The organism is Burkholderia sp. D-99 (assembly GCF_011605345.1).
In the GTDB taxonomy this organism is placed as follows: Bacteria; Pseudomonadota; Gammaproteobacteria; order Burkholderiales; family Burkholderiaceae; genus Burkholderia.
The window spans coordinates 366,031-386,185 of sequence record NZ_JAAOXM010000004.1 but is presented as its reverse complement, the minus strand read 5'-3'; the positions used below and the strand labels follow the sequence as shown (position 1 = coordinate 386,185).

Genomic DNA, 20,155 nt, shown 5'->3' with positions numbered 1-20,155 from the left:
TGACGGGTGCATCGAAACGCGACACGCTCCCCACGTGCCGCAACGGGTTCAGGTCGTCGAACGCGTCGGCGTCGCGGCCGGCACTTTCGCACCGGGCGGTGCATCGTCGGCCGACCACCCTCCGCCCAGTGCCGCGATCAACCCGACCGCCGCCAGTTGCCGGCGAGTATCCAGTTCCAGCATCGCAACCTTCGTATTGAGCTCGGTGGTCTGGGCAGTCACCACGTCGAGATAGCTGACGACGCCGTCCCGATAGCGCGACATCGACAACTGCAACGTGCGTTCGGCCGCGTCGAGCGCTTCCTGCTCGCGCTCGGCTTCGTCGCCGAGATGGTGGGTGAGCGCGAGGTTGTCCTCCACCTGCTGGCACGCCGCGAGTACCACCGCCCGATACCGAGCGCCGTTTTCGGCCAGCTGCGCGTGCGCTTGGTCCGTGAGCGCCTGGCGGCGGCCGCCGTCGAACAGCGTGAGTGCGAGGCTGGGCCCGATCGACCAGATCTCGTTCGGCGCGCTGAGCCAATGGCCGAGCCCCGAGCTCTGGTACCCGCCGATCAGCCCGAGCGTGATGTCGGGGAAGAACGCCGCGCGCACCACGCCGATCTTCGCGTTGGCGGCTGCCATGCGGCGTTCCGCGGCGGCAATGTCGGGGCGCCGCTGCAGCAGCGTGGCTGGAACGCCGGCCGGGATCGCGGGCAGATACCCCACGCCCTGGTCCGGCGTCAGCGAGAACGACGACGCCGGCACACCCGTGAGCGTCGCGATCGCGTGCTCGTAGAGCGCGCGCCGTGCCCGCACGTCCTCGGCCGACGCGCGTGCCGAGTCGAGCTGCGTCTGCGCGCGCGAGACGTCGAGATCGGATGCGATGCCGCCTGCATGCCGGCTCATCGTGAGTTTCAGCGCACGCTGGTACGTGTCGATCGTGTCGGACAGCAACTGCTGCTGCTGGTCGAGCCCGCGCAGGTTGAAATAGGCGTTCGCGAGGCTGGCCTGCAGGCTCAACTGCACCGACGCGAGATCGTCGGCGCTGGCCTGTGCGTTCGCGCGCCCGGCCGCGACCTCGTTGCGGACCTTGCCCCACAGGTCGAGGTCGTAGTCGAAGCCGGCGTCGAGCGTGTTCGAGCCGTACACGTTCGGCTGGTTCGAGCCGCGCAGCGGGCGCGTGGCCGATTGCCGGTTGCTCGAGATCTGCGCGCCGAGGCCGATGGTCGGGAACAGCCCCGAGCGCGCCTGATCGAACAGCGCGCCGGCTTCGTCATGGCGGGCCACCGCGGCGGCCACGTCGGGGTTGGCTGCCGCCACCTGCACTTCGAGCCGGTCGAGCACCGGATCGCGGAATGCCTTCCACCAGCCCTCGCGCGCGATGCGGTCGGCCGGCTGCGCGGGCTGCCAGCCGCCCGCTTCCTTGAAGCGGGCAGGCAATGCGGTCTGCGGCGCATGGTAGACGGGCGCGAACGAGCAGGCGGAGAGGAACGCGACGCTGGCGAGCATCGCGCAGAGCCGACGCGGGTTAGCCATTCGCACGCTCCGTGTGGCGCGCGGCCGAAGCAACGGTGCCGGCCGGCGCCGCGAGCCGGACCCGGTCGCCCGCGGACAGCGAGTCGGGCGGGTTGTCGATCACGCGATCGTCGGGCGCGAGGCCGGTCGCGATCTGCACGTGCGTGCCGAGGTCGGTCGCGATCGTGACGGGCTTGAACACCGCGCGATCGTCCTTGCCGACCACGGCGACCTGCAGGCCGGCCTGGCGGAAGATCAGCGAGCTGGCCGGAATCGTCAACGCGTGGCTGCTGTCGGCCGGCAGCGCGAAATGCACCTCGGTGTATTCGCCCGGAATCAGCTTGCCGTCGCGGTTGTCGACCATCAACTGCACGAGCAGCGTGCCGGTCGAATCGGCGATCGAGTCGTCGGTGTCGGCGAGCGTCGCGTGGAAGGTTTCGCCCGGATGCTCGGGCACGGTGAGCGTCGCGGTCATGCCGGGGCGGATCGCGGCGGCCTCGTTCTGCGGCACGCTCACGTACACGCGCATCTGGCGCACATCGGACACTGCGAACAGTTCGGGGCCGGTGCCGCCGCCGGCCGAGATCAGCTGGCCGATGTCGGTCTTGCGCGCGGTGACGACGCCGTCGAACGGCGCGACGATGCGCTTGAATGCCTCCAGCGCGTCGAGGCGCCGCACGTTGGCCTCGTTGGCCGCGACGATCGCCTGCTTGGCGGCGAGGTCGCTGGTCTTCTCGTCGGTTTCCTGCTGCGACACCGAATCCTGCGCGAGCATCTTGGTCCAGCGCGCGGCCGTGGACGCGGCCAGCTTCTCGTTGGCGAGCGAGCTTTGCAGATCGGCACGCGCCTGCTGAAGCTGCTGGTCGAGCTCGGGTGTGTCGATCAGGCCGAGCAGCTGACCCGACTTCACGTGCGCGCCGATATCGGTGTACCACGCATGCAGGTAGCCCGACACCTGCGCGTGAATCGGCGCGCTCTCGAACGCGGACAGGTGGCCCGGCAGCACCAGCGTGGCGCCGTCGGCGCCGGTCGTCGGCGTGTACGCGACCACGGTCGGCACCGCCTGTTCGGCGGACCACGTCGTCATTTCCTGCTTCGCGTGCGCGCGGCCGACGATGCCGTTCGTCACGATGCCGACCGCGACCAGCGCGGTGATCGTGGCGACGAGCTTGAGGTTGGGCAGCCGTTTCGGCGACTTGATTTCGATCTCAGTGGACATGGGAAGCTCCGGACGCGGAAGGGGAGGAAGCGCGGGGTGCGTCGTGTTTCAGCGCATCGCGCCGATGCACGAGGCTGAACACGACGGGAACGAAGAACAGTGTTGCGATCGTCGCGCACGCGAGGCCGCCGATCACGGCGCGGCCGAGCGGCGCGTTCTGCTCGCCGCCGTCGCCGAGGCCGAGCGCCATCGGCGCCATGCCGATGATCATCGCGAGCGCGGTCATCAGCACGGGGCGGAAGCGCGTGAAGCCGGCTTCGAGCGCCGATGCGAGCGCGTTGCCGGTTTCGGCGAGGCGCTCGCGCGCAAAGCTGACGACGAGGATCGCGTTCGCGGTGGCCACGCCCATGCACAGGATCGCGCCGGTCAGCGCGGGCACTGACAGCGGCGTGTGCGTGGTGAACAGCATCCACACGATGCCGGCCAGCGCCGCCGGCAGCGCGGAGACGATCACGAATGCATCGGCCCACGAGTGGAAGTTCACGACGATCAGCAGGTAGATCAGCGCGATCGCGCCGACCAGCCCGAGCAGCAGGCCGGTGAACGCGCCGTTCATGGTCTGCACCTGGCCGCGCAGCGTGACGGTCGAGCCCTTGGGCAGATCCTTCGCGGTGGCCTTGACGATGCTGCCGATATCGGCAGCGACCGCGCCGAGGTCGCGCCCTTGCGTCGTCGCGTAGATGTCGAAAAGCGGCTCGATGTTGTAGTGCGACACCACCGCGTTGCCGACGCCGCGCGTGATCGTCGCGAGACCGCCGAGCAGTTGCGACTGGCCGTTCGCGCCGGTGACCGGCAGGTTCTGCAGTGCCGACAGCGTGGTCATCCGGTACTGCGGCGTCTGCGCCACGATCGGATAGGACACGCCGTTGCGCGGATTGAGCCAGTAGGTCGGGTCGACCTGGCTGGTGCCCGCGAGTGTCGCGACCACCGAGTTCGTCACGTCCTGCTCGGTGATGCCGAGCTGGTCGGCGCGGGTCCGGTCGACCGCCACCGTGAACTGCGGATAGGTGCTGGCCTGCTGGATGCGCGGGTCGGCGACGCCGGCGATCAGGCGCAGCTTGCGGTACAGCTCCTGCGCATACGCGAGGTTGGCCGGCTGGTTCGGGCCGGCCACCTGCAGGTCGACCGGCGCGGGCGCACCGAAGTTGAGGATCTGGCTGACGATGTCGGCCGGCAGGAACGAGAACGTGGTGCCCGGATACGCGCGCGGCAGCCGTTCGCGCAGCGTGCGCACGTAGTCGGCGGTCGGCGCGTGATCCTTCGACAGCGAGATCAGGATGTCGCCGTCCTGCGGCCCGAGCGTGCCGCTGTTGTTGTAGGTCAGGTTGATCCCGCTCTTCGGCAGGCCGATGTTGTCGACCACCTCGCGCAACTGCGCGGGCGGAATCACGCTGCGGATCGTGTTCTCGATCCGGTCGAACTCGGCCGCGGTTTCCTCGACGCGTGTGCCGACCGGTGCGCGCACATGCAGCGAGATCTCGCCCGAGTCGATGGTCGGGAAGAAGTTGCGGCCGAGCCACGGTACGAGCAGGAACGACGCGGCCACCACGCACAGGAACGCGACGACGAACGGCTTGCGGCGTGTGAGTGCGAGGCCCAACAGGATCCGGTACGACGCGCGCACGGCCTCGAAGCGGCGCTCGAATGCGCGCTGGAAGCGCACCAGCGGATTGCGCGACGGCGGCACGTCGTGCGCGCCGGCGTGACCCGCGTGCGAATCCATGATCGCGGCCAGCTCGCCCGAGGCGTGGCCGGCCGACGCGTGCGGCTTGAGCAGGTACTGCGCGAGCATCGGCACGAAGGTGCGCGACAGCACGAACGACGACACCATCGAGAAGATCACGGCCTTGGCCATCGGCACGAACAGGAAGCGCGAGATGCCGTCGAGCATCAGCATCGGCACGAACACGATGCAGATGCACAGCAGCGAGACGAGCGCCGGCATCACGATCTGCTTCGCGCCGTCGACGATCGCCGTGCGCGTGTCCTTGCCCTGTTCGAGGTGCCAGTTCACGTTCTCGATCGTCACCGTCGCATCGTCCACCAGGATCCCGACCGCGAGCGCGAGGCCGCCGAGCGTCATCACGTTGAGCGTCTCGCCGGTGGCCGCGAGCAGCGCGATCGCCGAGAGCACGGCCAGCGGGATCGACGCGGCGATGATCAGCGTCGAGCGCCACGAGCCGAGGAACAGCAGGATCATCAGCGACGTCAGCGCGGCGGCGATGATGCCTTCGCGTGCGACGCCGCTGACGGCGCCCTTCACGAAGGTCGACTGGTCGCCCATCGTGACGAGCTTCAGGCCCGGCGGCAGGGTCTGCTCGATCAGCGGCAGCTTCGCCTTCACGCCCGCGATGATGTCGAGCGTCGACGCCGAGCCGTTCTTCAGGATGCTCATCAACACGGCGCGGTGGCCGTCCACGCGCACGATGTTGGATTGCGGCGGGAAGCCGTCGCGCACGTGCGCGACATCGCGAATGGTGATCGTCGTGCCGTCGACCGACTTGATCGGCAGGTCGTTCAGCGCGTCGAGCGCGAGCGGGCTGTTGTTGAGCTTGATGTTGTACTCGAAGCGGCCGATCTTCTGCGTGCCGGCCGGGATGATCTGGTTCTGCTGGGCAAGCGCGTGCGCGACGTCCTGCGCCGACAACCCCTTCGATTGCAGCGCCTGCGGGTCGAGGTCGATCTGCACTTCGCGCGCCTTGCCGCCGTACGGCGTCGGAATCGCGACGCCGGGCACCGACAGCAGCTGCGGGCGGATGAAGTTCTCCGCATAGTCTTCCAGCTTCTGCTCGTCGAGCGTGTTGCTGCTCAGCGCGATCTGCAGCACCGGCACGGTCGACGCGTTGTAGTTGAGGATCTGCGGCGGCGTGGTGCCGGGGGGCATCTGCTTGAGCACCGTCTGCGAGATCGACGTGACCTGCGCGGTGGCCGTGCGAATGTCGACGGTCGGCTGGAAGAAGATCTTGACGATGCCAAAGCTGCGGAACGACTGCGATTCGATGTGCTGGATGTCGTTGACCGTCGTGCCGAGCGTGCGCTCGTAGTACGTGACGATCCGGCCGGACATGTCGTCCGGCTGCAGGCCGGAGTAGTTCCAGACGACGCTGATCACCGGAATGCGGATATCCGGGAAGATGTCGATGGGCGTGCGGAGTGCCGCGAGCGGACCTGCGATCAGGATCAGCAGCGCCAGCACGACGAACGTATAGGGCCGGGTGAGCGCGAGCCGGACAATTTTCAGCATGAGGTGCTGCTCCGTTCAAAAGCGTCGTGAAGAAGAGCCGGATGCGCGCGGCTTCGGGAAAACACCGATGCGCAGCCGATGACCGCATTCTGCGCAGCGGCCCCTAACAGCCGGTCGCTAAAAAGATGAAACAAGTTTTAGGTGGCGGTCGGATTCAGCCGAGCATGTAGCCCGAGCCGCGGATCGTGCGGATCAACGGTGCCGTGCCCGGCCGGTTCACCTTCTTGCGCAGGCGGCCGACGTGGACGTCGATCAGGTTCGTGCCCGGATCGAAGCGGCAGCCCCACACCGCCTCGAAGATCATCGTGCGTGTGAGCACGCGCCCGGCGTGGCGCATCATGAATTCGAGCACGCGCAGTTCGGTCGGCAGCAGCGCGAGCTCGCGCGCGCCGAGCGTGACACGGCGCCGCACCAGGTCGAATGCGAGCTCGCCCGCGCGCAGGAGCGTCTCGACCTGCGGGCCGCGCGGCCGGCGGCGGATCAGCACGTCGATGCGCGCGCACATCTCGTCGAGCGAGAACGGCTTGACGAGATAGTCGTCGCCGCCCGCGCGCAGCCCCTGGATGCGCTGGTCGACGTCGGACATCGCGCTCATCACGAGCACCGGCGTATCGAGGCCGACGCCACGCATCGTCGCGAGTATCGTGAGCCCGTCGAGATCCGGCAGCATGCGGTCGAGCGTCACGACGTCGTAGTCGGCACGCATCGCCTTGGCCATGCCGTCGCGGCCGGTGCGCGCGACGTCGACCTCGTGGCCGGCGGCGCGCAGCGTCTGCGTAATGTGATCCGCGATCAGCGGATCGTCTTCGATCGTCAGGATGTGGGACATGGACGGAGCGGCCCGGGCGGAATCAGGCGGCGGCGCGCTCGGGCGCGCGATAGTGTTCGACCACGTAGTCGATGAAGCTGCGGACCTTGGTCGACAGATGATGGCGGCTCGGATAAAGCATCGAGATGCAGCGTGCACCGCCGTTCACTTCGTAGCGTTCGAGCAGCGGCACCAGCGTGCCGCGTGCGAGATCGTCGGCGACGAGCGGATGCGGCAATTGCGTGATGCCCATGTGATTGAGCGCCGCGATCCGTACCATCATGCTGCCGGTCGATGCCAGTGCGTTGCCGGTGTAGACGCGGTAGGAGCCGTCGACGTCCGAGAATTCCCAGCTGCGCGCCGCGCCGTTCGACACGGTCAGCAGACTGTGTTCGTTCAGTTCGACGGGGTCGTTTGGCGTGCCGTGGCGCGCGAGGTATTCGGGCGACGCGACGACCACGTCGCGCACGCTCGTCAGCATCCGCGACACGAAGGTCGCGTTGACGAGGCGGCGATCGTCGCAGAAGCACACGTCGTAGCCGCCCTCGACCATGTCGACGTGCGTGTCGAACGTCGTCACGTCGAACCGGACGCGCGGATGCCCGTCGCGATACGTCGACAGCAGGACGCCGAGGCCAGTCGCGACGGAGGTCGCCGACGCGGCGATCCGCAGCGTGCCGCGCGGATCGCGCGTGACCTGCACGAGGTTTGACTCGATCTCGTCGAGCTTCTCGATGATCGTGCGGCAACCGTCGAGATATTCGCGGCCGGTCTCGGTGAGGGACAGGCTGCGGGTTGTCCGGTTCAGCAGTCGCATGTTCAGGTGCGCTTCGAGCATGCCGACGCTGCGTGTGACCGCGGCTGCCGACATCCCGAGCTGGCGCGCGGCGAGATTGAAACTCGACAACTCGACTACGCGCGTGAACACGCGCATCGCTTGCAGTTGGTTCATGGTCCGCGGAAGGAAAGAATTGACCGGTCGCATGCACCGCAGACGCATCGCTCGATGCGTGCCGCTATGCGTGACCGGCAAGGTAGCGAGCCGATTATGGGATGCGGGCCGGCGTCGGACGCTTAAAAAACGACGCGGGATGGATGAAATTTCGTTTAAGTAAGCGGCGGACGAGGCGGGGTATGGGGCGCACGAGTGCAGGAAAGCGAGGCGCGGCTTGCGGTGCGGCATCCGCTTGCCGAGCGATTTCAGCGTGAGCGGGACGGTGTTCTCGCCCGTCTCCACGATCAACTGAACACTCGCATCGTCGAAGGCGTCTATAGCACCGTCAAGGTCATCGTGCGTCGGTCCGACGGGCACCGTGACAGCGAAGATTCGTTCGTCGCAACGGCAATCAATCTAAAAATAAATTCATGAAGCTGCACCAAATCTTCAGGTGCGCACGTGGCGCGGCTGCCGATAATAGGCCGACATGAGTAGCCACAAGGAACGCAGACATGACGCAGCCGCTGAGTATCAAGATGATCCAGGAGCACGGCAAGCCGGTGGTGCTGGTGTCGATCGAACGGGGTGCCGCGGTGCTCGATCCTGAGGACGTCGATGCGGTCATCCAGTACCTGAGCCTGTTGCGCGCGTCGATGCAGCCGGCGGTGCCCGAGATGCCGCCGCGCGCGCAGCAGTTCGTGACGGAGATGGATCCGTGCTGGTATGCGGAGCGCCATCCGCTGTACGGTGGCGCGGTACTGTTGCTGCGGCACACCGGGCTCGGCTGGACGAGTTTCGCGCTGCCGCCGCAGAGCCTCGAGCGTCTGCACGGGTCGCTGTCGCAACTGCTCGAGGACGAGCAGCAGGTGATCAGCCTGCCGAACTGATTCGCCGCGTGTGTCGATCGCGCTGGTCATGGCCGGCGGGCAATGCGTCGCCGCCTGATCGCGTATCGATCGATATCACGCCGGGGCCGGCTTCCTGTACGCGGGAAGCCAGCCCCTTCGCACGATCGCCTAGAACGTGTGGCGCAGCCCGATCCGGCCGACCGCCTGCCGGCCGCTCGACGACGGATCGAAGCCCGCGACCTGCGCGACGGCGCCGCCCGACGCCATCTGCAGTGCCGCGAGCGCGTAGATTGCCGTGCGCTTTGTCAGTTCGTATTCGGCGCTCGCGTTCAGTTGCCGGTACTTGGGTTCCTGGCCGGTCGCGTGATCGCGGCCGGTCGTGTAGGTATAGCCGAGGCCGAAATTGAGCTGGCTCGTGGCGGCGAGTGTGCCCGCGATTTCGTAGTTCTGGAACTTCACGTCCTGCTCGTCGTCGCCTTGCTGGAAATCGACGTCGGTGAAGTTGCCCATCAGCTTGACGTTGCCGAGCTGGTACGACGCACCGGCCGCGACGATGTTCTGGCTGCGTGCGTTTTCGAGGGCGTTGCCGTATACGGCGTTCGTGTATCCGCTGCCGTTCTGATAGCTCTGCACGGCCTGCTCCGGATCGTTGACGCGCAGATAGCCGACGCCGGCCGAGAACGGCCCGTTCGTGTAGGCGACGGCCGCGCTGTACGCGGCGTTGTCGGAGAAGCGGCCGGGCTGGCCGCCGAACGAGTAGAGCGCCTCGGCGGTGAAGCCGGCGATCGTCGGGCTCGTGTATTTCACGGCATTGCTGATCGCGAAGCCGTTGTCGAGGTTGTCCATGTCGTTCGGGTGCGAGAAATACCAGCCCCCGTAATAGTCGTTCAGCGAATACGGCTCGATCAGGTCGACGACCGGATCCCACTGGCGGCCGAGCGTCAGCGTGCCCATGCGCTGGTCGGACAGCCCGACGTAAGCGTTGCGCGAGAACGCGAGGCCGCTGCCGAGCCCGCCGTTGGTGGAATTGAAGCCGCTTTCGAGATCGAAGATAGCGGCGAGCCCGCCACCGAGATCTTCCTTGCCGCGCAGCCCCCAGCGGCTGCCGGCACTGACGCCGCTCGCCATCTGCCACAGGTGCTGGCCGTCGACGTTCGACGCGAAGTCGATCCCGGTGTCGATGATGCCGTACAGCGTGACGCTGCTTTGCGCATGCGCGTGGGAGAACAGGCCGCAGCAGGCGAGTGCGCACGTCATGCGCAGCAGCCGTGTCGTTTTATTCATGGATGAATGTCTCGAACGTAGGTTGACGGATATTATTCGCAGTCCTTGTTTAAAGGGCTGGTCGTCGAGAATATAGCTGCGTCAATCACGCGCGGATCGGCAATTCAGTCTTTCAGTTTTTGCGTTGGTTTTGTGTGTGGGGGTGGTCGACAACGGGGGAGAGGCGCTGTGGGGTGTCTGCTTCGAGGGGAGGGGCAGGGTGCTTTGGGGGCGTCGTGACTTGTTCGCACTTCCGGCAGGCGGGCATTCGCGAGCGCGATCGTCGCGGCCGGCCCGAAGGCAGGCCGCACCGATACGGATACAAGTCACGACGTTTGATGCGCCGCCGCGGCCGGTAAGGGCGCTGGCGGGCATCCGTCGTCGATTCACCTAGCGGGGAACGCTCGATACCCCTTTGACGATTTCCTCAACGAACACCTTGATCATTGGATGTTTACGCTCGCTGCGGCGATACGCGACATAGATCTTGCGCCGCACCTCTGGCTTCAACTTGATCCACGTCACGCCGGCCGGCGCCTTCAGTACCCGCAGACTGGGGGCAACCGACACCGAGCAGCCGGAGGCCACCATCGCTTCGACCATTTCGGAGCCGCGGCATTTGGCGTTGATGCGAGGCTCGAAGCCGGCACGGCGGCACAAGTCGATGACGAAATCGCCGAAGGTGCTCCAGGTGGATTCCATCGCCCAGGCTTCGTGCCGGAGATCGGCAACACCAAGCGATCGCCTTTTGCTCAACGGATGATCCGTCGCGACCGCCACGTAAAGCACATCTTCCGTAAGCGGTACAAGCTCGATGTTCTCTCGGTCCTTGCCCGCTTCGATCGAAAGATCGTCGATCAGCGCGATGTCGGTTCGCCACGCCCGCAGTGCCGCGACTGCGTCGATGGGCTCCAGTTCCTCAAGTCCGATTTCCAGCCGCGGATGCGCGAGCTCTAGCCTTTTGACCGTATCAGGAAGGACAAGAGAAGCAATCGAAGGAAACGCGGCAACGCGTAGTTCTCCCACTATCTCGCGCCGCAGTTGAACTAGTTCCGAGCGTGCCTCGTCCAGTACAACCATCACCCGTTCGGCATGACCTACCAATGCGCGACCTGCAGGCGTCAGCCTGACGCCACGGCCGATTCGCTCCGTAAGCTGGATGCCCGCATCCTCCTCCAGTTGCGCGATCTGCTGCGAAACGGCCGATGGCGTCAGGTGCAAGGCTTCAGCGGCGGCCGCCATCGTCCCTGATCTCGCCAGTTCGAGAAGTGCTTTCAGTCGCCCGACTTCCAACGCTTGCCTCCACTCGATCAATGATTAAAACGGCTAATGTATTGCACAAAAAACGATAAGTATACGTGGATGAAATTGCCCCCTACAGTTGCCAGCCGGCGGTGACGGAAAAGACGGATTTGCCGCCGCCGCATTCCGCATCAGCAACGCAATGACTGACGAAATCCCCGGCCCTGAATGCTCACTCCGCCAATGGGCCCGGGAGGACGCCTGCTCGGGGCGTTGTCCACTATTTTTTGTCGCATGAACAGAGCAATGCGTGATTCCAAACTCAAGATCGCGGTACTTTTCGGCGGCGCCAGTGAAGAGCGCGACGTCTCGATTTCCAGTGCCGCTCAAGTGGTCAAGGCGCTGCGCAGCGTGGGTCACAGCGTGGTAGCAATAGACACCGCACGCGGCCCGCTCTCGGCAGAAGAAGAGGCGCGCATGCTGACATTCCGAGTGACCGACTCCCCGCCGCAGCCCGACGTATTAGATCAATTGCCGTCGGCTGTTTTCGACCTGCTCCGTTTTCGCGAACTGACCGATGCCGATGTCGTATTTCTCGCACTGCACGGCGGAGCAGGGGAAGACGGCACCGTTCAGGCGATGCTCGACATGGCGGGCCTGTCTTATACGGGCAGCGGGCAAATGGGTAGTGCGATTGCCATGAACAAGAACGTGGCAAAGAGCCTGTTTACCGCGGGCGGCATTCGCACGCCACGCTGGTTGATGCTGCCATGCGACTCCGATGAGATAACCCGGCGCGTCGGCTATCCGCTCATCGTCAAACCCAATCGGCAGGGCTCGACGGTCGGCCTGTCGCTGGTGCATGCTCCCGAAGCGCTGGGAGACGCGGTGCGCCTCGCTCGCCGGTTCGACACGCAGGTGATGGTGGAGCAGTTCATTACGGGCCGAGAACTCACGGTCGGCGTGCTGGGCACGCGGGCGTTGAGTGTCGGTGAAATCTTCGTCGAGGCGGATGAAGTTTTCGATTACCGGTCGAAGTATCAGGCCGGCGATGTACTCGAACAATTTCCGGCGAGCTTGCCGGCGGCTACGCTCGAAACGGCGCAACGAATCGCCTTGCGCGCTCATGCGCTGCTGGAGCTCGACGGCTACAGCCGGACTGACTTCAGGCTCGACGCGCAGGGAAATCTTTGGTGTCTCGAGGTGAATACGCTGCCAGGCATGACCGTCACGAGCCTGCTCCCGCAGTCCGCGGCTGCATCCGGTATTGCGTTCCCGCAACTGTGCGAGCAGATCTGTCTTGCAGGCATGAATCGCCACAAGGTGCCCGCATGACTTTCGACACGTCAGCCGCTTCCGCGCGCTTTGCGCGAGCGCATCTCGAGGGACTGTTCGGCTTTGATTCAATCCGGGTACCGCGTTACCGTCTGCTTGACGGCCCGACGCCGATTCACGCTCTGCCGCGCCTGAGCATGCATCTCGGCGGGGCGAACATTTATGTCAAGCGGGAAGATGTGGCGGGCGTGGGCGGCGGCGGCAACAAGTTGCGGAAACTGGAACTCCTGATTGGCGAGGCATTGCAGGGCGGCGCAGACACGGTCATTACGGTGGGGGCGAGGCAATTGAATCACGCGCGACTCACCGCGGCTGCGGCAGCCCGCGCGGGCATGCGATGTGAGGTCGTTCTCACGCGATCCGTGCCGCGCGACGACGCCGACTACATCGAAAGCGGCAACGTCCTGCTCGATAGCCTGTTCAACGCGCATGTGCACGATTTATCGGCTTCGGCCGATGCGATGGCATACGCTGTCTCGCGTGCGGGCGAATTGCGTGCCGCAGGCCACCGTGTCTATGTCTGTCCCTTCGGTGGATCGAGTCCGACTGGCTGCGTCGCCTATGCCGCGTGCGCGGCCGAAATCGTGCAGCAGTCCCAGGCACACGGCCCTCTCTTCGATCGCATCGTCGTACCCAACGGAAGTGGCGGCACACATGCCGGGCTGGTTGCCGGGCTCGCGGCGCTCGGGTCTGACACGATCGAAGTCGACGCCTACACCGTCTATGCCCCAGCCGCCGACGCTCATCGCAGCACGCTCGACAAGGTGCGGCAGACGGCGCGTATCCTCCACTGCGACAGGGATATCTCGCCCGATGCCGTTCGCGTCGACTCCTCGCAACTCGGCCCGGGCTACGGGATGCCGACGGACTCCATGCGCCGGGCCGTCCGGTTGCTGGCCTCGCAAGAAGGGCTCTTGCTCGATCCTGTTTATAGCGGCAAGGCGTTTGCGGGGCTGATTGAAGGCATCACATCAGGTCGTTACGCATCTGATAAAAACATCCTCTTCATCATGACCGGGGGATTACCTGGTTTATTCGCCTATCGAAACGAATTTCAGGCTGCCTGAGAGGAGTCGGTGAGCGAGATAGGATGCCGTGGTATCGAAAGCAGTGAGCGGCTCGGGCGTCATCGTTGGGTCGTCGAGCGCACGCATGCCTGGTTTGATGGTTTCGGCAAGCTCCGGATTCGCTTCGAGCGCCGCCTCGATATTCATGCCGCTTTGCTCGCTCTGGCTGCCGCTGTCATCTGCTCTAGATTCGTGGATGACTTGTGTTAGCGACTCTAAGCTGGCACACATGGAAGGCTGCGGGAACAGATGAAATCAAGGTGTTGGCGTTCAACGAATCTTGACCGCGCGGGGCGCGGGACGGCAAAAATCCTGGACGGGTATATGCCGCAATTCCGAGACTCTTCCGGTATTCGACCGGGCACCGGCCCTTGTGCCTGTGCCCGGGACGGCCGGCTTTGAACACGCGTTCCTGTCCTTCTGGATTCGACGCTACGCGACGAACCGGATCGCGCTGTTCTCGATGGCAGCCTGGTTGCCGTATTGCCAAGTGATGTTGCGGTGTTCATGTCCGATCGGCAGACCCGAGTAGATCGGCAGGCCGAAGCCGCCCAGCACGTCGACAAGCATCTGCTCGAGCGTGAAATCCGCGCCGTCCGGGATCGGGCAGCGCGTGAATTGCCCGAGCACGAACGCACGGGCTCCGTCGAACGCGCCGCTCAGACGCAGTTGCGTCAGGCTGCGGTCGAGCCGGTAGCCGAACTCCGTCACGTCCTCCAGCAGTACGATCGCGTCGCGTGAGCGAAGCGACCAGCGCGTACCCGCGACGCTCGCGAGTACCGTCACGTTGCCGCCGCACAGACGTCCCTGCACTGCACCAGGGGCGCCGGACAAATGCCGCAGACTCAGCGCGGCGCGTTCGTCGCCCGTCAGCACAGCGCGAATGTCGGCGCGAGTCGCGTCGTCGACCTTGGTCGCCAGACTGTGAAATGTCGGACCATGCAGCAAACGCACGCCGGGCCGATCCGCGAGTGCGCAGAACAGTGACGTTGCGTCGGAAAAGCCGATGATCGTCTTTGGCGTTGCGATCTCGTCGGGCAAGTGCTCAAGCAAATGCGCGCAACCGAATCCCCCCCCGCGCGAGCCACACGATCTCGATCGACGGATCCATCAGGGTGCGCCGCAGGTCGTCCGCGCGCTCCTCGGCGGTACCGGCGAAATAGCGGTACCGGCTGCCGAGATGCGCGCCCGCCCTGACCTCGAAGCCCCAACTTTCGACGAGCGCAATGCCACGCGCGATGCCTTCCGGATCGGGCACACCCGCAGGCGCGACCACGCCCACTGCCTTGCGTCGTGATTCCATTGAATGGCTACCTTGATGATCGAGAACGTGCTGAATATACCCGACACCGCTTGCTGACGGCTCAGCCTTGTAACGCAGCGTCGTGCGCGCGGGGATGACGATCGCCGGCGTCCGCGAAACCGCTGCGTTATGTGTCGCTTCGATCCGAGCTTGCCTCGGTCCGTCGGGTTGGGGCCGGTTTCTTGGCCCCCCGGGGGCTGGAGACGCTGGCTCCATCTAGGCTCGCACGCTCCCAATCGATCTGGTCGTGCTCTCGCAGTCGATGCCATACGCCGGCCGCTTGCCAGTCGCAGACGTCGCCAGCATGTCATGCCACTGCCGAAGCCCAACTCCTGCGGAAGGTCTTCCCACGGAATGCCCGTCTGCAATACATACAAGATGCCGTTCAGCGCTGCGCGATCATCGACTGTGTGCCGCCGACCACCCCTGGGCGATGGCGTGAACTCCGGAATCAGCGGCTCCAGCGCCACCCATCATTCGTTACTGATTTTGCGTCTTGCCATGCCGTAGACGAGACGACGCCCGCAGCATCATATCCAGGTTGTGTTAGCCGCTCTTATGACCACGGCACGTTCATGCTACGATTCGCGGTGCCTGACTGACGTAGCGAAAGCAGGCTCCAACCGACCTTGTACTGAGTCCACTCGAACAATGTACGCAGCTGCCTGGCCTCCCTCGAAAACGCACTGAAAGCCTGCGTCGATGCAGTGATTGCATCCGCCATGGCATTCGTCCCGGACTGTTGTCGACAACAGTCCGGAGATGTCGCTCGAATCGACTTATCACCTCCAGATTCGTTCGACTGCGTTTTCATGAGACCACAGCATGCGTATTTTAAATACGATGGCAGCTCACGCCATCCCGCTCGTTCCCCGTTCACTGATCCGCAAGATCTCCCGCCGATATATCGCCGGCGAAACGCTTGGCGATGCCCGTACGCGCATCCACGCGCTCCACGCAGCGGGCTTCAGAACAACCGTCGATGTGTTGGGCGAGACGGCGTCGTCGTCGGATCAGGCAGAGTCGATGACTCGCGATTATCTCAATCTGATCCAGGCGTTCGACGCGCAAAATGAGTCCACCGAGCTGTCGATAAAGTTGACCGCGCTGGGGTTGCATCTCGACGAAGACGCTTGCATGGCGCGAGTCTCGGTGATTCTGCGAGCAGCAGCATCGCAGGGGATCAGCGCGTGCATCGACATGGAAGACATCCGTTGCACCCAGAGAACGCTCGACGCGTTCTTGAAGCTCGATTCCGACGGGTATCCAGTCGGAATCGCGCTACAGGCGTATTTGACGCGCACAAACGATGACATAGTTCCACTGCAGGCGCGCAAGAGTCGCATGCGTATTTGCAAGGGGATTTATGCGGAGGCAAAGGAGCATCTTGTCGAGGGCGCATCGATGGATCGGGCCGCGATCAATTCCCACTTCATTCGGCACGTCCTGACCGCTATTCAGGCGGGATCATTCGTCGGCATTGCAACGCACGATGCACAATTGATCGATGCGCTGATCAACTGGCTGCAACGCGAGCAAATCGACAGGTCACGATTCGAGTTCCAGATGTTACTGGGGGTGTGCGAACCGCTGCGTGACGCTTTGCTTGCGCAAGGATTCGATGTGCGCGTCTATGTGCCATACGGGCACGACTGGTATGGCTACAGCACTCGACGAATCAAGGAGAATCCACGAATCGCCGGATATATCCTGTCCGCGATGATACGTCGCGATCGGACTCGGTAGCCGTTACAGCACGCCCCGAGGATCGGGGCCGACCAGTTCGTTGGCCCCGATTCGAACGGCTGCTTTCGAGGAGGCCGGTTGAATCCACCGTTGGGTTGAGCCAGTCGCGGTTTGTCGGAGGGGTCACCGGCAGGGTTCGGCCAGGAGCGGACATCGGCAACAGACCGCTTTCGGATAGGCTACATAAGTACGCGTCTCGGTCTCGAGCGCCGGAAGTAGAAGCGCCTGTCAGGTCCGCCGGATGCCGAACCTGCTGCCTTTTGCCGCTTTTGGTCAGATCACGAGGGGTGCAAAGGCACCGAGGTACGGCTTGATGGCGGCGACGACAGCGGCGCGCGCATCAGTTCTCGCAAGGCGAACCACGAGCTCGACGAGCTCGCCCGGCTTCAGTCCCAATGCGTTTCCTATCTGGTTCGGCAGAGACTTGCGGTTGTAGAGGCGCAGCAATCCTCGATAGTCTTTTGCGTTAATCGCAATCTGAAATTCCGCGTTGAACTGCGCGTAAAGAGCAGAAATGTCAATGCTTTGAGTCAGTTGTTGCAAAGCCGCGGAGAGCGCGGGTACTCCACGAGCCGCCGCATCAAAACAATTGAGCTTGAACTTCACCTCCGCGACGACCCGCAAAGAGACCTGGGTGTCGAGTTCGGTTTGTAACTGCTTGAAGACCTGGGTGACGGCCTGGTTGAAATCGATTGCGGTGTCGCGAGCCAAGCGGCCGCTAACGAGGGCCAGTACCTCCTGTGTACAAAAGAGGTTCTCCACCTCCGCCACCTCCAGCGTGTAGATGTTGTCGCTCCGCAGCGCGGCGATTTCTGGCGCCGTGCGCCGGTCACGGTCGATGAGGCCGTAGACCTGCAGGTGATGGAGCTGAGCGTTCGAACGCAAAGCTCGAACAGCTTGGATGACCTGGTCGCAGCTGCCGCGAGGGATGACCAAGAAACCGGTAAGTATCTCGCGGTAGAGCGAGACGTCGTGACTGCCGTTCACGCCCTCGACGAAGACAACAGGCTTTCGACTGCCGAGCACCTCGATCAAGAGGTCATCCGGGAGATCGTCCTTGTCCTCGATGAGCTCCCAATCCCAAGATGTGCCGTCGAAAGACTTTAGCCAGACGCGCTGCGCGCCTTCTTGCGCCACGGCAAAGTCGACATCGTGAGTCAGGTACACGAACAGGCAATCGGGGCGCAGCCTCTCAACCTCAGCCCACAGAGGGGCTTGTACCGACTTATGTAGGTGCAGCTCCGGCTCGTCGATGACGATAATGCCGTCGTTGGGCGCGGCAAGACACTGTCCGATGAGATAGAAGATGACGCGTTCGCCATCACTCATCTCAGACGAGTTGTAGATTTTGCTTGCGTCGCCCCGAACCTGGGTCTGGATTCGTAAGCCACCGATTACGAGTTCGCGATGAGGAAGAATTCGCTCCCATGCCTGCTTTACCTTGTCAAGCCTGGTCAGGGGTGGATCGACCTTGGTGGCTGATTGGCGCTGGGCGACCTTGAATTTGGCGTTCGCCTCCGTCTCGTCCGAGAACAGAAAGATCATCAGCTTCTCGAAGTCATTTAGGAACGCCGTGGCAGGCTTGTTTTGCCAACGGTAGAACTGCTTGTTTCCTTGCTCCGTCGGGTTGCCGAAGACGAGGTTCCGCTCCGCTAGGTCGATAGCCATTGGCGTCGTCGTGTCAGGCATAGACAGCGATTTCTGCGCGGAGATTCTGAACACGCGGGCTTTGTCAGGCGAGTCCATTTCAAGCCAAGTTCCGAGGCGAGTCTTGCCTGAGCCATTGGCACCAACGAAAAGCAGATTCCGACGGGTTGTAATTTTCTCATCGGCTGCGCCGCGCCGCGGAAGTGTAATGGATCGCGTGTTTGGAATGGTTGACATCGAATGTGCCGTGTTCGGGTTGATCGACTGGGGCCGCCCAGCGAGAATCGAGACCGCAATGCGGTTCGCAGTTCGCGGCATGATGCCCTATTTAAGAATAACCCATGCCCAATGAGAATGGGCTGCCAGCCTTCCGATGGCTTGGTCTCAGCCGGATCGGGTAGCCGAGCGGCTGCTTTCGTGCCGCATATTTCGTGAGTCGATGGTCTGCAATGGGTCGCGAGCCGACAGATGACCTCGACAATCTACGAAGAGTCATAAAAGGAAAGGCAGCGATCCACACGCGCCCCGCAATGATCATCACCCCGGCTGCCCCACATCCAGCCGCGCATCCGACCACCCACCCCCCAGATCACCGAACAACGTCGCCGTAGCCACCAGCCGCTCCTGCTGCACGGTCAACGCGCTCTCCTGCAACCCGAGCAACGTGGTCTGCGCGGTAGCGACCGTCGTATAGTCGACGGTTCCTGCCTGATACTCATTGAACGCAATATCCGCACCGCGCTTCGCGTTAGCCACCGCGCGCTCCAGCACGGCCGCCTGATCCGCCAGCACTCGCACGCTGGCGAGGTCGTCCTCGACGTTCTGCAGCGCCCCGAGCACCGTCCCGCGATAGTTCGCGACCGCCGCGTCATACGCCGCCTTCGAGGCAGCCACCTCACCGCTGCGCTCGCCGCCGTCGAACAGCGTTTCCGACGCACTCGCCCCGAGCGACCACACATAGTGCGACACGTTCAGCAACCCAGCCAGCGGCGACGCCGAAAACCCGGCCACGGCCGACAGCGAGATAGTCGGATAGTACGCGGCGATCGCGACGCCGATCGCCGCGTTCTCCGACGCCATCTGCCGCTCGGCCACCGCGATGTCGGGCCGCCGCTGCAGCAGCGTCGACGGCACGCCGACAGGGACGTCGGGCAGCACCGGCAATGTCGCGTCATGCGGCACGTCGAGCGCTTCCGGATTGCGGCCGACGAGCACTGCGATCGCATGCACGTACTTCGCGCGCGACACGCCGAGTGCGATCAGGCTCGACTGCGCGCTTTCGAGCTGCGTCTGCGCGGTGACGAGATCAGACGGCGGGATCGTGCCGGCTTTGTCCTGGTCGGCGATCACGCGCAGGTACGCTTCGTCGGCCTTGACGGTCGCATCGAGCAGGTCGATGTTCGCGTCGGTTACGCGCAGGTCGATCACCGTCGTCGCGAGCGTCACCTGCTCCGACAGCGCCGCATTCGCGTAGGTCGCGGCGCTGGCCTGCGCGCTCGCCTTGCGCTCCTCGACCGTGCGCCGCACTTCGCCCCACAGATCCGGCGACCAGCTCACGTTGCCTTCGAGCGCGCCCGAGTTTGCCACCGACGCGGCACCCGCACCGGCCGTACGCTGCCGCGTGGCGGAACTCGTCGCGGAGATCGTCGGAAACAGCCCGGAACGCGCTTCGCGTACCAGTGCGAGCGCCTGCTGGTAGTTGTAGTAATCCTGTCTGACCGTCTGGTTCGACACCGTGACGAGCGGCTCCAGTTCGTTCAGCAGCGGATCGTGGAAAGCCGTCCACCAGTCGCCTTTGGGGCCGTCGGCGTCGGGCTTTGCCTGCGTCCAGCCGGGCAGCTCGCGATAGGTCGTGGGCGTTGCGACCGCAGGGCGGTGGTAGTCGGGGCCGACCGCGCAGCCGGCCAGCGCCAGCGCCAGCGTGATCGCCGCACCGAGCACGCAGGTGCACAGCCGCCACGCGGAGGGTGCGTGCCCGGAAAAGGAGCGGGGGAGTGTCATC

At 64.3% G+C, this 20,155-nt stretch carries 16 protein-coding genes and 2 pseudogenes; 6 read left to right on the top strand and 12 right to left on the bottom strand.

What is annotated here, in order from left to right:
• Positions 1-48: 48 nt before the first annotated feature.
• From HAV18_RS18895 to HAV18_RS18875, 5 genes are all read right to left on the bottom strand, one after another.
• Entirely contained in the window at positions 49-1,515 is a 1,467-nt protein-coding gene (locus tag HAV18_RS18895; protein ID WP_166958462.1) for an efflux transporter outer membrane subunit, read from the bottom strand.
• Positions 1,508-2,713 (bottom strand): efflux RND transporter periplasmic adaptor subunit, encoded by a 1,206-nt coding sequence (locus tag HAV18_RS18890; protein WP_166958460.1) that lies wholly within the window; start codon positions 2,711-2,713, stop codon positions 1,508-1,510. Before HAV18_RS18890 ends, HAV18_RS18895 begins: the two co-directional genes overlap by 8 nt.
• Entirely contained in the window at positions 2,703-5,957 is a 3,255-nt protein-coding gene (locus HAV18_RS18885) for an efflux RND transporter permease subunit (protein WP_166958458.1), read from the bottom strand. The genes HAV18_RS18890 and HAV18_RS18885 overlap by 11 nt, the downstream gene beginning before the upstream one ends.
• A gap of 154 nt (positions 5,958-6,111) precedes the next feature.
• The gene (locus HAV18_RS18880; protein WP_166958456.1) at positions 6,112-6,786 is read right to left on the bottom strand and encodes a response regulator transcription factor; all 675 of its coding nucleotides are present in this window, start codon (positions 6,784-6,786) and stop codon (positions 6,112-6,114) included.
• Between the two features lie 22 nt (positions 6,787-6,808).
• Positions 6,809-7,717, bottom strand: a complete 909-nt coding sequence (locus HAV18_RS18875; RefSeq protein WP_166958454.1) for a LysR family transcriptional regulator — start codon at positions 7,715-7,717, stop codon at positions 6,809-6,811.
• Between the two features lie 195 nt (positions 7,718-7,912).
• On the opposite strand from HAV18_RS18875, the gene HAV18_RS18870 reads away from it, so the two are divergent.
• Together HAV18_RS18870 and HAV18_RS18865 are read left to right on the top strand one after the other, a co-directional pair.
• The gene (locus HAV18_RS18870; RefSeq protein WP_166958452.1) at positions 7,913-8,134 is read left to right on the top strand and encodes a hypothetical protein; all 222 of its coding nucleotides are present in this window, start codon (positions 7,913-7,915) and stop codon (positions 8,132-8,134) included.
• Between the two features lie 80 nt (positions 8,135-8,214).
• Positions 8,215-8,589, top strand: a complete 375-nt coding sequence (locus HAV18_RS18865) for a hypothetical protein (RefSeq protein WP_166958450.1) — start codon at positions 8,215-8,217, stop codon at positions 8,587-8,589.
• Between the two features lie 129 nt (positions 8,590-8,718).
• Here the strand turns inward: HAV18_RS18865 and HAV18_RS18860 are convergent, their stop codons facing one another.
• Together HAV18_RS18860 and HAV18_RS18855 are read right to left on the bottom strand one after the other, a co-directional pair.
• Entirely contained in the window at positions 8,719-9,807 is a 1,089-nt protein-coding gene (locus tag HAV18_RS18860; protein ID WP_166958820.1) for a porin, read from the bottom strand.
• 396 nt (positions 9,808-10,203) lie between these two features.
• The gene (locus tag HAV18_RS18855; protein WP_166958448.1) at positions 10,204-11,106 is read right to left on the bottom strand and encodes a LysR family transcriptional regulator; all 903 of its coding nucleotides are present in this window, start codon (positions 11,104-11,106) and stop codon (positions 10,204-10,206) included.
• Between the two features lie 255 nt (positions 11,107-11,361).
• Here HAV18_RS18855 and HAV18_RS18850 point away from each other — a divergent pair, with 255 nt between their 5' ends.
• The 3 genes and pseudogenes from HAV18_RS18850 to HAV18_RS18840 form a co-directional block, all read left to right on the top strand.
• The gene (locus tag HAV18_RS18850) at positions 11,362-12,390 is read left to right on the top strand and encodes a D-alanine--D-alanine ligase (protein WP_166958446.1); all 1,029 of its coding nucleotides are present in this window, start codon (positions 11,362-11,364) and stop codon (positions 12,388-12,390) included.
• The gene (locus HAV18_RS18845; protein WP_166958444.1) at positions 12,387-13,457 is read left to right on the top strand and encodes a D-cysteine desulfhydrase family protein; all 1,071 of its coding nucleotides are present in this window, start codon (positions 12,387-12,389) and stop codon (positions 13,455-13,457) included. The genes HAV18_RS18850 and HAV18_RS18845 overlap by 4 nt, the downstream gene beginning before the upstream one ends.
• An 18-nt stretch (positions 13,458-13,475) precedes the next feature.
• Positions 13,476-13,667, top strand: a pseudogene (locus tag HAV18_RS18840) (transposase); the annotation flags it as partial.
• 222 nt (positions 13,668-13,889) lie between these two features.
• Here the strand turns inward: HAV18_RS18840 and HAV18_RS40015 are convergent.
• The 3 genes and pseudogenes from HAV18_RS40015 to HAV18_RS18830 form a co-directional block, all read right to left on the bottom strand.
• A complete protein-coding gene (locus tag HAV18_RS40015; protein ID WP_279573925.1) occupies positions 13,890-14,498 on the bottom strand; it encodes an LD-carboxypeptidase in 609 nt (202 codons plus the stop codon).
• A 4-nt stretch (positions 14,499-14,502) separates the two neighbouring features.
• A complete protein-coding gene (locus tag HAV18_RS40010) occupies positions 14,503-14,760 on the bottom strand; it encodes an LD-carboxypeptidase (RefSeq protein WP_279573924.1) in 258 nt (85 codons plus the stop codon).
• 121 nt (positions 14,761-14,881) lie between these two features.
• A pseudogene (locus HAV18_RS18830) lies at positions 14,882-15,230 on the bottom strand (transposase); the annotation flags it as partial.
• Between the two features lie 355 nt (positions 15,231-15,585).
• On the opposite strand from HAV18_RS18830, the gene HAV18_RS18825 reads away from it, so the two are divergent.
• Entirely contained in the window at positions 15,586-16,506 is a 921-nt protein-coding gene (locus HAV18_RS18825; protein WP_166958442.1) for a proline dehydrogenase family protein, read from the top strand.
• 273 nt (positions 16,507-16,779) lie between these two features.
• On the opposite strand, the gene HAV18_RS18820 is transcribed toward HAV18_RS18825, so the two are convergent.
• Together HAV18_RS18820 and HAV18_RS18815 are read right to left on the bottom strand one after the other, a co-directional pair.
• A complete protein-coding gene (locus tag HAV18_RS18820) occupies positions 16,780-18,390 on the bottom strand; it encodes a DUF4435 domain-containing protein (protein WP_166958440.1) in 1,611 nt (536 codons plus the stop codon).
• 300 nt (positions 18,391-18,690) lie between these two features.
• Positions 18,691-20,154 (bottom strand): efflux transporter outer membrane subunit, encoded by a 1,464-nt coding sequence (locus HAV18_RS18815; RefSeq protein WP_166958438.1) that lies wholly within the window; start codon positions 20,152-20,154, stop codon positions 18,691-18,693.
• Position 20,155 lies beyond the last annotated feature (1 nt).

Bases quoted from the DNA above. Each gene is read 5' to 3' on its own strand.
- HAV18_RS18895 (WP_166958462.1), bottom strand. From the start codon at position 1,515: ATGGCTAACCCGCGTCGGCTCTGCGCGATGCTCGCCAGCGTCGCGTTC.
- HAV18_RS18890 (WP_166958460.1), bottom strand. From the start codon at position 2,713: ATGTCCACTGAGATCGAAATCAAGTCGCCGAAACGGCTGCCCAACCTC.
- HAV18_RS18885 (WP_166958458.1), bottom strand. From the start codon at position 5,957: ATGCTGAAAATTGTCCGGCTCGCGCTCACCCGGCCCTATACGTTCGTC.
- HAV18_RS18880 (WP_166958456.1), bottom strand. From the start codon at position 6,786: ATGTCCCACATCCTGACGATCGAAGACGATCCGCTGATCGCGGATCAC.
- HAV18_RS18875 (WP_166958454.1), bottom strand. From the start codon at position 7,717: ATGAACCAACTGCAAGCGATGCGCGTGTTCACGCGCGTAGTCGAGTTG.
- HAV18_RS18865 (WP_166958450.1), top strand. From the start codon at position 8,215: ATGACGCAGCCGCTGAGTATCAAGATGATCCAGGAGCACGGCAAGCCG.
- HAV18_RS18860 (WP_166958820.1), bottom strand. From the start codon at position 9,807: ATGACGTGCGCACTCGCCTGCTGCGGCCTGTTCTCCCACGCGCATGCG.
- HAV18_RS18850 (WP_166958446.1), top strand. From the start codon at position 11,362: ATGCGTGATTCCAAACTCAAGATCGCGGTACTTTTCGGCGGCGCCAGT.
- HAV18_RS18845 (WP_166958444.1), top strand. From the start codon at position 12,387: ATGACTTTCGACACGTCAGCCGCTTCCGCGCGCTTTGCGCGAGCGCAT.
- HAV18_RS40010 (WP_279573924.1), bottom strand. From the start codon at position 14,760: ATGGAATCACGACGCAAGGCAGTGGGCGTGGTCGCGCCTGCGGGTGTG.
- HAV18_RS18825 (WP_166958442.1), top strand. From the start codon at position 15,586: ATGCGTATTTTAAATACGATGGCAGCTCACGCCATCCCGCTCGTTCCC.
- HAV18_RS18820 (WP_166958440.1), bottom strand. From the start codon at position 18,390: ATGTCAACCATTCCAAACACGCGATCCATTACACTTCCGCGGCGCGGC.
- HAV18_RS18815 (WP_166958438.1), bottom strand. From the start codon at position 20,154: ATGACACTCCCCCGCTCCTTTTCCGGGCACGCACCCTCCGCGTGGCGG.